11 protein-coding genes and 1 riboswitch are annotated in these 13,034 nt (G+C 72.2%); all 11 genes read right to left on the reverse strand.

Annotation, left to right across the window (positions count from 1 at the left end):
* Positions 1-151: 151 nt before the first annotated feature.
* The 11 genes from ACFZDK_RS36875 to ACFZDK_RS36925 all read right to left on the reverse strand — a co-directional run bounded on the left by ACFZDK_RS36875 (position 152) and on the right by ACFZDK_RS36925 (position 13,025).
* The gene (locus ACFZDK_RS36875) at positions 152-826 is read right to left on the reverse strand and encodes a transglycosylase family protein (protein ID WP_390978899.1); all 675 of its coding nucleotides are present in this window, start codon (positions 824-826) and stop codon (positions 152-154) included.
* 4 nt (positions 827-830) lie between these two features.
* A riboswitch (cyclic di-AMP (ydaO/yuaA leader) is annotated at positions 831-1,031 on the reverse strand.
* Positions 1,032-1,228: 197 nt separating this feature from the next.
* Positions 1,229-2,212, reverse strand: coding sequence for a transglycosylase family protein (locus ACFZDK_RS36880; RefSeq protein WP_390978901.1), 984 nt, complete (start codon positions 2,210-2,212; stop codon positions 1,229-1,231).
* A 178-nt stretch (positions 2,213-2,390) separates the two neighbouring features.
* Entirely contained in the window at positions 2,391-3,665 is a 1,275-nt protein-coding gene (locus ACFZDK_RS36885) for a cytochrome P450 (protein ID WP_390978903.1), read from the reverse strand.
* Positions 3,666-3,692: 27 nt separating this feature from the next.
* The gene (locus ACFZDK_RS36890) at positions 3,693-4,733 is read right to left on the reverse strand and encodes a nucleoside triphosphate pyrophosphohydrolase (RefSeq protein WP_390978905.1); all 1,041 of its coding nucleotides are present in this window, start codon (positions 4,731-4,733) and stop codon (positions 3,693-3,695) included.
* A gap of 92 nt (positions 4,734-4,825) precedes the next feature.
* Positions 4,826-5,473, reverse strand: a complete 648-nt coding sequence (locus tag ACFZDK_RS36895) for a SurA N-terminal domain-containing protein (protein WP_390978907.1) — start codon at positions 5,471-5,473, stop codon at positions 4,826-4,828.
* 148 nt (positions 5,474-5,621) lie between these two features.
* Entirely contained in the window at positions 5,622-6,449 is an 828-nt protein-coding gene (locus tag ACFZDK_RS36900; protein WP_390978909.1) for a glycoside hydrolase domain-containing protein, read from the reverse strand.
* Between the two features lie 78 nt (positions 6,450-6,527).
* Complete coding sequence (locus ACFZDK_RS36905) at positions 6,528-8,066, reverse strand: protein kinase (protein WP_390978911.1); 1,539 nt, start codon at positions 8,064-8,066, stop codon at positions 6,528-6,530.
* A complete protein-coding gene (locus ACFZDK_RS36910) occupies positions 8,063-8,686 on the reverse strand; it encodes a hypothetical protein (RefSeq protein WP_390978913.1) in 624 nt (207 codons plus the stop codon). Before ACFZDK_RS36910 ends, ACFZDK_RS36905 begins: the two co-directional genes overlap by 4 nt.
* A 234-nt stretch (positions 8,687-8,920) precedes the next feature.
* The gene (locus ACFZDK_RS36915) at positions 8,921-9,664 is read right to left on the reverse strand and encodes a GNAT family N-acetyltransferase (protein WP_390978915.1); all 744 of its coding nucleotides are present in this window, start codon (positions 9,662-9,664) and stop codon (positions 8,921-8,923) included.
* Positions 9,665-9,718: 54 nt separating this feature from the next.
* Complete coding sequence (locus ACFZDK_RS36920) at positions 9,719-10,438, reverse strand: DUF1524 domain-containing protein (RefSeq protein WP_390978917.1); 720 nt, start codon at positions 10,436-10,438, stop codon at positions 9,719-9,721.
* A 199-nt stretch (positions 10,439-10,637) separates the two neighbouring features.
* Positions 10,638-13,025, reverse strand: coding sequence for a hypothetical protein (locus ACFZDK_RS36925; protein WP_390978919.1), 2,388 nt, complete (start codon positions 13,023-13,025; stop codon positions 10,638-10,640).
* Between the last annotated feature and the right edge of the window lie 9 nt (positions 13,026-13,034).

A 13,034-nucleotide genomic window follows, 5' to 3' on the forward strand; every position in this document is an offset into this window, starting at 1 on the left:
CGGGAGAAGAACGGGCCAAAGAGAAACCCCGCCCCGGTGCGTACGGGGGAAAACGCACCGAGGCGGGGGGCCCGTGGGGGACGGGGGTGACCCTCACGTGGTCCCCACTATGAGGACCACGGCTGTGAGGGGGCTGTGGTTCAGCCAGGTCTTACTTCAGGTGCAGCTGCTGGCCGGGGTAGATGAAGTCGGCATCGTCGACGATGCCCTTGTTCAGCTTGAACAGCTCCTGCCAGCCGCCCTTGACCTTGTGCTTCTCGGCGATCGAGCTGAGGGTGTCACCCTTGACGACCTTGTACTCGCCGTCGCCCTTCTTGACCTTCTTGCCGGTCGGGGTGGTGACGGTCTTCTTGGCGGCCGGACGCTCGGCGGAGCGGGAGGCGGCCTGGGTGTCGGTCGAGCGGGTGCTGGTGCTCGACGAGTTGGAGGAGCCGGCGCTGCTGCCCGTGTAGGTGGCGCTGGACAGGCCCGTGCCGCAGACCGGCCAGGCACCCTTGCCCTGCGCGGCGAGGACCTTCTCGGCGATCGTGATCTGCTGCGCCTTGGTGGCCTGGTTGGCCTGCGCGGCGTAGGCGGTGCCGCCGTACGCGGCCCAGGTCGAGGCGGAGAACTGCAGGCCGCCGTAGTAGCCGTTGCCGGTGTTGATGGACCAGTTGCCGCCGGACTCGCACTGGGCGACGGTGTCCCACTCGGAGGCGGTGGCGGCGGAGGCGCTGCCGGCCGCCATCAGCGGGGCGGCGACGGCGACGCCGGTGACCCCGGCGACGGCGATGGCCCGGACGGCCTTGGACGGACGGCGGTGCTTGCCCTTGCCGGAAAACAGCATGGATCGATCCCCTCACCGACGCCTGCGAGGTGAGCTGTCGGGTTCGGGCCGGTTGAGTTGCCCGGCCGCACACCTGCCTGTCGGTGCGCGGCTTCACCCCGAGCCGGTTCCGGCGGCCTTTCGGCCATGAGGCCCCTGAGGGCTCAACTGCCGGACCCGGCACTTACCTTGGGTCCCCCGCTCCTGCCTACGGCGCTTGACGCGACGACTGTTCCCGGACGGCCGCTGGCAGGACTCGGCGTTGCGACGGCCGGGGCTCGTGGTGACGAGCGGCCTTGACCGTAAACAGGGCATCAGGTGAATTTCAAAGATGATCAGGGCTTCTGAGACTCATCCCACACTTTCACCAAACCGGACATTAGCGTCGAAGCGGGGCGCCAACTCCCGCTGCTTTTCGCCCGATTAGCTGCTGAGTTTCAGGGTCTGACCGGGGGCGATGGCGTTCGGGTCGGCGCCGATGTCCGCCTTGTTCGCGGCGTAGAGCGCGCGCCATCCGCCGTCGAGGTCAAGGGAGTCGGCGATGGAGGCGAGGGTGTCGCCGTCGCGGACGGTGTAGGTGCCGCTGTCGCGGGAGACGTGACGCCCGGAGGAGGTGACCTTCTGACCGTTTGTCGCACTTTCGTCCGCCGAGCCACCGCGGTGCTTGCCGCCGGTGCTCGCGGTCCCCGTGTCGACCAGACTCCAAGACCCGCCGGTCTGCCACGAATTGTCCGAGTCGTCGGCCTGGGGCACGACGGGGTTCTCGTCGGCCTTCGAGGCATCGGACTTGGATGATTCCGACTTGTCCGTCTTGGTGGATTCGCTGGGGGTGTCCGTCTTGGAGTCGCCGCTCGCGCTCGCGCTCGGGGAGGGAGTGACGGAGGCTTCCCCGGAGTCCGTGGCGTCCGAGGAGGAATCGGAACCCGAGGAGGAGGACGAATCCGACAGTCCGGAGGACGAGTCCGACGAGTCGGATGAACCGGACGAATCATCCGAGCCGCCGGCGCCCGGGTCGACGTTCACCGAGGCGTCGTCCGAGGAGAGCCCGGCGAGCAGGGCGCAGGTCCGCCAGGGCTTGGTGCCCTGGTCGGCGAGGATCTTCTCGGCGACCGCGATCTGCTGCGAACGGCTCGCCAGGTCGGGCGTGGTGGCGTACTGCGTGCCGCCGTACGCGTCCCAGTCGTCCTGCGACATCTGCAGGCCGCCGTAGTAGCCGTTGCCGGTGTCCATGCTCCAGGAGCCGCCGCTCTCGCAGTTGGCCACGTGGTCCCAGGTGGTGCCGTCGGCCGCGTTGGCGCTCGCCGCGCCGAGCAGCGGGAGGGCGATGGCGGAGCCGGTCACTCCGGCCGCGACGAGGAGAGCCGGAGCCTGACGGGGGCGACGGTGACGACCGTTCCCGGAGAGCATGCGGAAACCTTTCGAGCGACAGCGGTGACCGGTGCGGCGGGTCCCGCAGGGGCGCCGCACTGATGGGTGAACGTATAGGCAGACGATCACTTGTCACAAGTTAATGCCGCGCAGATCACGTGAAGATCACAGACTTGAGTGCTGGTCACCTTTGGCTGGTAAGGGGCTTACCGGTGACTTACCGGGCGACGGGGGTGAACTCCACCGGAAGGGTGCGCAGTCCGCGCATGATGAGCCCGCCGCGCCAGCGCAACTCGCCCGGATCCGCCGCGAGTCGCAGATCGGGCAGCCGGGTGAGGAGGGTGGCGAGCGCGGCCTGGCCCTCCAGGCGGGCGAGCGGGGCGCCCAGGCAGTAGTGGATGCCGTGGCCGTATCCGAGGTGCTGGTTGTCCCTCCGCGAGAGGTCCAGGGTGTCCGGCTCGGCGAACCGCTCCGGGTCCCGGTCCGCCGCGGCCAGGACGACCAGCACCGGGTCGCCGGCCGCGATGCGCTGCCCGCCGATGCCGAGCGGCTCGGTGGCGAACCGCCAGGTGGCCAGCTCCACCGGTCCGTCGTAGCGCAGGAGTTCCTCGACGCCGGTCTCCAGCAGACCGTGTTCGCCGACGGCGAGGGAGTCCTGCAGCCGCGCGCGCTGCTCGGGGTGGGTGAGCAGGGCGTACGTCCCGTTCCCGATCAGGTTGACGGTCGTCTCGAACCCGGCGAACAGCAGGATGAAGGCCATGGCGGCGGCCTCGTTCTCGGTGAGGTGCTCGCCGTGGTCCGAGGCCCGGATGAGCCCGGAGATCAGATCCTCGCCCGGACCGGCCTCGGCGGGCAGCGCCTCCCGCTTCCGGTGGATCAGCTCGGCCAGGTAGCCCCGCATCTTCTTCACCGACCGCGCGACCCCGCCCCGCGGCCCTCCCCCGTGTCGGATCATCATTCCCGCCCAGTCCCGGAAGTCGTCCTGGTCCTCGCGAGGGACGCCCAGCAGGTCGCAGATGGCGTAGATGGGGAGCGGGAAGGCGAACTCGTGGATGAGGTCCGCCTCCCCCTTCTCCGCGAACCCGTCGATGAGCCGGTCGGTCAGCTCCTGCACCCTGGGCGCGAACTCGGCCACCCGGCGCGGCGTGAACGCCTTGCTGACCAGCCGGCGCAGCCGGGTGTGGTCCGGCGGGTCGATGTTCAGCAGATGCGTCATGAGCTCGGCCTTGCGCTCGCCGGGGATCCCGGTCTTCCCCTTGGCGTGCGCCGGCTCGTCGTGATGCGCCGGGTTCTTGGAGAGCCGGGGGTCGGCGAGCGCCTGCTTGGCATCGGCGTAACGGGTGACCAGCCAGGCTTCCACGCCGCTCGGGAGCGTGGCCCGGTGAACGGGGGCGTGGTCACGCAGCCATGCGTACGCGGGGTAGGGGTCGGTCGCGAACTCCCAGGTGAAGAGCTCGGGGGCGGTGTCGTCGGGGCGGGGCTGGTCGGTCACTTCTCGACGGTATCCGGTGGCCGGCGGTCAGCCCTCCACGCCCTCCACTCCCTTCCCGCCTTCCACGCCCTCCGCCGCCCGCACCGCGTCCCGGTAGGCCCGGGCCGCCGCGCGCAGGGCCGCCTCCGGGTCCACGCCGTCGGCCTCCGCGCGGGCGGCCAGGGCGAGCAGGTCGTAGCCGATGCCCTCGCCGGCCGGGAGGGGGACGTCGAGGCCGGCCGTGCGGACGCGGGAGGTGAGCTTGGCGGCGAGGGCGAGGCCGGGCTGGCCGAGGGGGACGCCGTCGGTGACCGAGGCACGGCGCTTCTCCTGGGCCTTGGTGCGCAGCCAGTGCTCCTTGACCTCCTCCGGGGTGGAGGCGGTCTCGTCGCCGAAGACGTGCGGGTGGCGGTGGATGAGCTTGGTGACGATGCCTCCCGCCACGTCGTCGACAGAGAAGGGGGCGTCGGGGTCCTCCTCCGCGATGCGCGCGTGGAAGACGACCTGGAGCAGCACGTCGCCCAGTTCCTCCCGCAGTTCGTCGCGGTCGCCGTCCTCGATCGCCTCGACGAGTTCGTACGCCTCCTCGATGGCGTACTTCGCCAGACCCTTGTGGGTCTTCTGCGACGACCAGGGGCACTCCACGCGGATGCGGTCCATGACCTGGACGAGGTCGAGGAGGCGGGCGCCGGGCAGGTCGTAGGAGGCGGGGAGCAGCTCCAGCTCGGGCATGTGGACCCGGCCGGAGCCGGCGAGGCGGGCCAGGCCGTCGGTGAGCGCGGGCTCGCCCTCGCCGGTCGCCACGACCACCACCGTGCGGCCGCCGGCGCAGGCGTCGACCAGCTCCTGGGCAGTGGGGGCGGCCTCGTGCACGACTATGCCGGCCTCCCGCAGATAGGGCAGCTGCGGATGCGCGCCGTCCGCGCACAGCACCCGGTCCGCCGCCCGCAGCGCCTGCCAGGCGGGCCAGGACAGCAGACCGGGGGCGACCCGGTGGCTGGTGGTGAGCAGCACGACGCGGCCGGTCTCGGCGGCCTCGGGGGCGGGAGAGGGTTCCGGGGTGACGGGTTCGGGCCTGGTGGTGTTCACGCTCCGAACGTAACGCACGGCCGCCGCCGACCTCGCGGTTTATCCACAGGGTGGGGATGATCAAGCGATCGTATGACCGCCTGAACCTCTTCCTAGGCCGCCGTCTGCGTCCCGCCGGTCGTGACCTCCCGTACCCACGGCGTCCTGGCGTCCACCCGGCTGCTCTTCTGGACGTCCCAGGTGCCGTAGCGCGGGTTGAGGTCGACGCGCAGTTCCTTGGAGGCCTTGGCGAGGGCGTGCCAGAAGACGGGCTGCGAGGTGTCGGTGCCGAGCAGCTGGGCGAGCTTGTCGGCCTCCACCTGGAAGCGCAGGTTGTCGTCCAGGCGCTGGGGCGCGACGCCGTACTTCTGCAGCCAGGCGGTCTGCAGCGCCTCGGCGCCGCCGGCCTGCTGTTCGAGGCCGGAGCGCATCTCCTCGACCTCCTTGCGGCTGACGCCGATGCCGGCGTCCTGGGCGGCCCGGTGCAGCACCTGGTCGAGGACCATGCTGTACAGGGTGTCCCGGGTGAGGCTGCTGGTGGCGGCGAGCACCTGCTGGTACTGCGTCTCGTCCGGCACCGCCGCGCGCTGTGCCCGGCGCACCTCGCTCACGCGGTTCTCCAGCTGCGCCACGGTGATCCGCTGACCGCCGACGACGGCCGCCGCGCCCGGGTGCGCGTCGCTTCCGCAGGCGGTGAGAAGGGGGGCCGCGGCGGCGATCGCGGCGGACAGGACGAGCGCGGTGCGACGGCGGCGGTGCAAGGATGCCTCCCGAGGAGATTGTGCGACGGTGCACAAAGTCTTGCGGTGATCGATGGTAGGCAGTGGGCAAGCTCTGGCCAACCCATTCGACCAACGATTCACAGCCGCTTCCGGCACCGCCGCGCCACCCCCCGGAAGGGTTTGCGGATCAGCCCGTGATCGCCACCGGTGCGTCCCAGGCGTCCCGGTCCACGGTGATCGTGTAACCGCCGCGGGTCTCCTTGCTGTTCACCATGTACTGGTGCGCCCGGCTGTGCCCGGTGTACTGGGTCGCGCCGAACGGCCAGTCCGCCGTGGTGGTGTTGTTCTTGTCCCAGAGCGCGTACCAGAGGTTGCCCGGCAGGTCCGTCCTGTCCGTGGCGTTGGCGATCGCCTTGGCGCTGGAGCTGGTGAAGCCGTAGAAGCCCGCGCGGTACGTCTTCGCGCGCAGCTGCTTGTCGAAGGCGCGCACATAGGTCAGCACGGCGTTGTTGCACGACGTGTTCGTCGTGTCGTACGCCTCCATGTCGAGGTAGATCGGGCTGCCGGCCTTCATGCCGAGGGCGGCGGCCTTGGCGACCGCGTCGGTGGCGTCCGCGGTGCCGAGGGAGGCGGCGTTGGCGGTCGTCATCTTCTCCGGGTTGGAGCCGGTCTGGCAGGACGGCTGGGCGCCGACGTAGAGCGGGATGAGCTTCCAGCCGACCGTGGTGACGGACTTGACCCAGGAGGCGGTGAGGTTGGGCTGGGCGCAGCCGCGGTTCTTGCCGCCGATGTAGACGGCGGCGGCGCCGTAGAGGCCGCCGTGCCAGGCCTTCATCGCGGCGAGGGAGGGCGCGGCGCAGGTGTCGAAGGCGCGGCCGGTGTACGTCTTCTGGGCGGGCCAGGTGGTGGCCGCCATGGAGGTCTGCGCGGCGATCCCGGCCCCGGCGAGGACGGCGGCACCCGCGACGCCCCAGGTGACGTATCTGCGCTTCTTCGACTGCCGATGGCTGGACATGCCGGACCCCACCCCTGTGTGTTCACTATGCAAGGAAGTTCGAGGAAAACGGACGGCAACCTATCAGGAGCGGTACGGCTAGCCGCGCACCTGCCCCAGCCACAGCAGTGTCCGCCGGATCTCGCCCGCCGTCGGGTGGCCGGGCCCGTGCAGCCGCTCCACGTCGAACAGCAGCCGCGCGAGCGTGTCGTGGGCGGCCGGCCGGTCGCCGAGGGCGAGCAGCAGATGCCCGATCCGGCGCCGCACCTCGTGGGCGAGCTGAGGGTCGCCGGCCACGTACTGGTTCTCGTAGTACGGCAATAGCGCGCGGTACTCGGCGAGCGCCGCGGCCGGTTCGCCGAGCTGTTCCAGGCACTGGGCGGCCTCGTAGCGGAAGCGCAGCGACTGGGTGTCGGCCTGGCCGGCCTCGGCGGCGCGTTCGTCGGCGAGCCGGCGCAGTTCGGGCAGCGCGCGCCGGTACTGGCCGTCGTCCATCAGGGTGGCCGCGTACTGCTTGCGCAAAGTCCGTACGACCGTGGAGCGCTCGCCGTGCTGGTCGGCGGCGACCGGCAGGATCGCGCCCAGGATGTCGACGGCCTGGGTGATGCGTCCCTCCCCGAGCAGCCGTTTCACCTCGTCGACCGCGGCGGCGACATCGGGTGCGGCGGGCCCGGCGGGTACGGCGGCCACGGGTGCGGCGGGCTGCGGCGCGGGCGTCCGCGCGCGGTCCGGCCAGGGGGCGTGCGGGCGCAGGAAGGGGCGGGTGGGATCCAGCGGCGCCCCGGTGTGGCTGCCGCGCGCGGGCAGCAGCGGGACGAGGTCCTCGTACACCTCCTGCGCGGAGGCGGGACGGTGCTGGGGGTCCTTGGCGAGCAGCCGCAGCACCAGGGCCTCCAGTGGCTCGGGCACCTCCGCGCGGTGCCGGCGCACGGGCACCGGCTGCTCGTACAGGTGCCGGTGCAGCACCCCGAGCGAGGTGGAGCCGGCGAACGGCACCTCCCCGCTGAGCAGTTCGTGCAGCAGCACCCCGAGTGCGTAGAGGTCCGTGTACGGGCCGACCGCGCCGCCCATCGCCTGCTCGGGCGCCATGTAGGCGGGCGAGCCGATGGGGGTGCCGGTGTGGGTGAGGCGGGTGGTGTCGGTGTCCATCACGGAGGCGACACCGAGGTCCAGGACGGTGATGGTGCCGTCCTGCTTCACCATGAGGTTGCGCGGCTTGAGGTCGCGGTGGACGATCGGCACCGCGTGCACGGCGCTCAGCACGGCGCACAGCTGGGCGGCGACCGCGACCGCCCAGGGCCAGGGGTACGGGGCGTGCTCGGCGAGGTGGCCGGCGAGGTCGGTGCCGTCCACGTACTGCATGACGAGGAACAGCTCCTCGCCCTCGGTGCCCGCGTCGTGCACCGTGACCAGGCCGGGGTGGTCGACCTGTGCGGTCACCCGGCACTCCCGCAGGAACCGCCGGCGCAGTTCGTCGGCGTCGGCGCCCGCCACCTTGTCGGGGCGCAGCAGCTTCACCGCCACCCGCCGGTCCAGCCGCTGGTCGTACGCCGTCCAGACCTGGCCCATGCCGCCCTGCCCGATGAGCGCGGACAGCTCGTACCGGCCGGCGACGATCCGTCCCGCGGCCACGGTCATCTACCGCCCTCGTCCCGGCCGTCGTGCTTGCGCAGATAGTCGCTGAGCTCGTCGAGCTCGGCACGCACCTGCTCGATCCGCGCGGGCGCCGGACGCTGGGGCGGCGCGGGTATCGGGGGCTGGGCGAGCTGGGGCTGGGCGAGCGGCGGCCGGGAGACCGGCGGCACGGTGTGCGGGGGCGGGGTGTGCGGGGCCTGCACGCCGAGGGGCGTGGTCGTCGTGGTGTACGGGGAGGCGGGGGGCGGGTAGCCGTACGCCTGCGCCGCGTAGGCCTCGCGCCGGCGCTGGAAGTGGCGCACATCGGCGGCGAGGTAGTAGACGACCGTGGCGAGGAGCCCGCCGAACAGCAGCGTGATGCCCAGGTAGCCGCCGGGGGTGTGGACCTCCTCGCCGGGTTCGCTGGCCAGCAGCACGACGCTGAGGATGTCGGCCGCCATCACCGTCACCAGCAGGCCGAAATCCACCGACCTGCGGGTCACGACGGCCAGCCGCAGCATCATCGCCCAGGCCAGGAAGCCCGCGCTGAACACTCCGAGCGCCACGAACACCACACGCAACAGGACCAGTACCGCGTCGTGCGGCGGCCGCTGCACCGGCTGCGCATGGCCCTGGCCTTGCATGATCGCTCCTGTGTTGCCTGTATTGCCGGAAAAGGGCGTACGTGCCCGTCCGGTGCGGTCCGCTCGCGGACAACATCGGACGCGCGATGGTCGGTTCGAGCATATGGCCCGACACCGACGTGCGGTCCGGGTTGTATCGAACCGTTGTCGTGCCGAGCGCCGGACGCGACCGCGCACCCCACGGCGCGGGGTCGGCCGAGGGGCGCGTGGGATCGGAGCGAGGGGTGCGTGAGGTCAGAGCGGGTGGCGCATCCACACGTTGGGCTCGACGTACACGGCGTAGCCGCGCCCGGGTTCGCAGCGGACCGGGGTGAGCGCGCCGGGCACCTCGACGTCACCCTCGGTGTCGAAGGGCAGCCCGGTCCAGCGCCGCCAGTCCTCCAGTGCGGCGGCCACGGTCATGGAGGCGGGCGCGACCGAGTCGACGACGGCGCCGGCCCTGGCGTGCACACGCAGCCAGGGGTCCTGCGGCAGGCCGTCGGCGCGCACCCGGTACGCGTACTCGCTCATCGGGGTGCGCGGTTCCAGGTGCTTGGCGCTCGGCCGGACGGGGGCCACGACCTCGCGGAAGCCGTGGGCGCGGGCGTTGTCGCGCATCGCCTTCAGCAGCACGGCGGACAGTCCCCGGCCCTGGGCGTGCGGGGCGACGACCACCGAGATCGCGCTGACCGTGTCCGGGCGGGTGCCGCGGCGCAGGTCGGCGAAGGCCCACAGCAGCACCTCGTCCCAGCCCCGGGCGGGCAGGGTGCCGCGGCCCTCGGCTGCGAGGGCGAACGGCACGCTGTAGGCGTGGGCGACGACCTCGCCGTGCTCGTCCTCGGCGAACAGCGCGTACTCGGGCAGTTCGGTGGGGATACGGCCGTAATGGGCGTTGCCCACCGGGTCGTTCACCACGAACTCCGGCCAGGTGTCGGCCATCCCGAGGACCCGCTCCAGCCGGTCGGGCCGCTCGGCGAGGCTCGCCACCTTGACATCCATACCGGTCACCGTAGGCGGCGGGGACGGCCGCGGCGAGGGAGTTTCCGCAGCGGCTCAGTGCGCCTTGAACCGCGAGGGCGCCTTGGTGGGGTTGCCGCCCGAGGGGATCTTCTGGTCGGGGCAGTCGGCGAGGACCTTCTTCATCGCGGCCTTCTCGGCGGCGGTGACCCACAGGCCGTACTTCTTCTTCACGGCGACCTGCGCGGCGACATAGGTGCAGCGGTAGGCCTTGCCGGGCGGGAGCCAGGTGGCAGCGTCGCCGTCGCCCTTGCCGCGGTTCGCGCTCGCGTCGACGGCCAGGAGGTTGAGCGGGTCGTTGGCCAGGGCTATGCGCTTGCTGGCGTCCCAGTACTTGGCGCCCTTCTGCCAGGCGTCCGACAGGGCGACGAGGTGGTCTATGTCCACCAGGCTGCGGCCCCGCGTGTAGGTGATCTCCTTGCCGGAGTAGGGGTCCGGCTTCAGCACCCCGGAGGAGACCTTGCAGTCGCCGTCGGTGAACTTCACGTCCTTCAGGTCCCGCTTGAGTATGTCGTCGCGGGTGTCGCAGGAGTTGGAGTCGGTGTCCGCCCAGGCCGAGCCGAACTTCTCCCGGGTGTACCCGGTCTTGGGCGCCCGGCCCTTGACGGTCAGCGAGTCGGCCGCGGTCAGCGCCGCTCCCCCGCCGCCGCCCGTGCCCTGGGCGCCCGGACTCCCCTTGTCCTCCAGGTCCTTGCAGCCGGCCACGGCAAAGATCATGACGACAGCGATGACCGCCCCGCCCCTCAGACGCGCCACGTGCGCCCCCTCTTTCTCGCCCTCGTCCGCCTCCGCACGGGCGGATCTTCGCAGGTCCCACGCTATCCGCCGGGTTTTCGGGCCCGGCCGGGCCCCAGAGGGACGGATACCCGCAACTCGCTCGCACCATCACCCCGTTGCCGCCCGGGGCGAAGCCCGGCCCACGCTCCCGCGCGCCCGCTCACGCCTCGCCGGGGCGTCAACTGAGCCTGGGCGGGGCGAAGGTCACGGTCTCCGTGCCGTTCTGGTCGAGGACCGGCACACAGGGGTTGTCGCCGGTGCAGGCGTCACCGGACCAGCCGAGGAAGCGGAAGCTGGTGTCCGAGATGCTCGCGTTCAGCTTCGTCTCCGGGTCCGCCACGGTGACTTCGCACGGACCGGGTCCGGCCTCGTCCTCTTCGGAGTCGTCCTTGGCCTCGCAGAGAATCGTGCCTTGGCCGTCCTTGATCCACACCGTGCGGTCGGACGCCCCGGCGAAGTCGATCGTGAGCAGGGCCTTTCCGGTGCCGGTGAGCCCGGCCGTGTAGGACTTCCCGCCCGAGGCGACGGTGAGCCTCGTGCTCGCGGCGCCGAGCCGGCTCGGCTGGAACTCGACGGTCTCCGTGCAGGAGGCGCCCGCTTCCAGCCGGCTCCCGCAGGTGCCGGCCACCGCCGAGAAGCCGCTGTCGGCGGGGACCGTCACCGCGCCGAGCTCGATGGCCTGGCTGTTGGGGTTGGTGACGGTGATGTCGTGTTCCGGCGTGTCCGAGACCGGGGAGATGTTCACCTGGCCGAAGTCGTACGAGGCCGGGGAGATGACGGGCCCGAGCAACAGGGGTGATCCGCCGTTGCCGTTCGTCGTCTGCCCCACGGATGTGCCACGGCTGGTTCCGACGCTCGTCCCGTTGACCGTCCCGACACTCGTTCCGTTGCTGGTTCCGGTGTTCGTCCCGCCGACCGTCGTGCCGCCGTCCGCCGCCGAACCGCTCGTGCCGCCGTCCACCGCCCCGCCGCCCGTCCCGCCGTCCGCCGAGGCCATGGGGGACGACCCCACGTCGTCGCTGCCGCCTCCCGAACCGCCCAGCGCCCGCCCGATCACCGTGCCGGCCACCAGCACCGCCACCACCGCGGCGACCGCGATCAGCGCCCGCTGCCAGGGCCGCCGCGTTCCCTGCGGATCGGCCGGCGGCGGCGGTGGGGACGGCACGGGTTCGAGGAGGGCGAGGTTGGCGGCGGTGACCGCGGCGCCCGCGGTGTCGCCGAGTTCGGTGCGCAGGTCGAGGGCGCGGCGGAGCAGGCGCCGGGCGTGCTCGGTGCGGTCGTGCAGGAAGTGCTGGACGCCCTGCTGATGGGTGAAGTACGCCTCGGCGGCCCGGTCCCCGACCGCCTGCGCCGCGGTGATGCCCTGCGCGAGGGTCTGCTGCCAGGCCTGCCAGTGCCCCTGCACGAAGAGCACGCGTTCGACGGCGGTGACGATCTCGACGACGGCCTGCCACTCGCGCCGTTCGGCCGCGATGCCGAGCAGGCCGAGCGCCGCCTCGGCGGCCCCGCGCGCCTCCTCACCCGTGGGGTCGCCGGAGGCCAGCCAGGCGGCCAGCGCGCGCACGGCGGAGGCGAGGCCGATGGAGCGGTACAGGATCCGCCGGTAGGGCTCGGACTTGCAGACGGGTAGGCCGAAGCGGTCCTCACGCTGTTCGGCCAGTCCGCGCGAGGACAGCGACTCCAGGGTCTCGGCCACATAGGCGATGTCGGCCATCTGCGCGAGCAGGCCGGCCGGCAGCAGCACACCGCCGACCAGGGTGAGCACCGCCAGGGCCCGCCTGGCCTCGGGCCCCACGGCCGAGATGCTCAGCTCGTCCAGGACCCCCGGGTCGGCCTCCGCCCGCGCCGCGAGGTCGGCGAAGGTGTGGCCGTCGAACCGGACGAGCGCGGCCGCCTGCCGCAGCGCCAGCGGCTGTCCGCCGACGGCCGCCACCAGCCGTCGTACGGCGGCCTGTTCGGGTTCGGGGAGGTAGCGGCCCAGTTCGCGCGAGAGCAGGGCGAGGGCCGCCGTCTCCGGCAGCCCGGGCAGCGCGTGCGAGGTCCCGAGCGCGCCGAGCGCCGGTGTGCCGGTACCGGTCAGCAGCGCGCAGCCCGGCAGCACCAGCCGCAGGTATGCGAGGTGCTGCGGGCCGTAGGGCACATCGTCGAGTACGACGACTCCGCGGACGCCGCCGAGGGCCCCGGCGCACTCCTCGGTGCCGAGCCGGGTGCCGTCCGGGCCCGGGTAGACGTAGAACTGGCGCATCAGGTCCTGGAGCAGGTCCTCCAGTTCGGTGCGGCCCACGCGCGTGTAGCTGCCGCCGAGGGCCGCCGCGTTCCGCAGCAGGGTGGTCCGGCCCGATCCGCAGGGCCCGGTGAACTCGACCGCCCCGCGCTCGCGCACCGCCCGGTGCACCAGGTCGAGTTCGCGGGTGCGGCCCACGAGGTACGGCGGTGGGCCCGCGCCCGGTCGGTGCGGGAGCGGGACGGGCGCCGGGCCGGGCGGGCGGTGCGGCAGGCGGGTGACGCGAGCGCCGTGCCGGTCGGTGAGTGTGACGCCGAGATTGCCGAAGACGACGCTGTTCATTCCTCCCCC

The sequence above is a fragment of the Streptomyces sp. NPDC007901 genome (genome assembly GCF_042959465.1).
GTDB lineage: Bacteria > Actinomycetota > Actinomycetes > Streptomycetales > Streptomycetaceae > Streptomyces.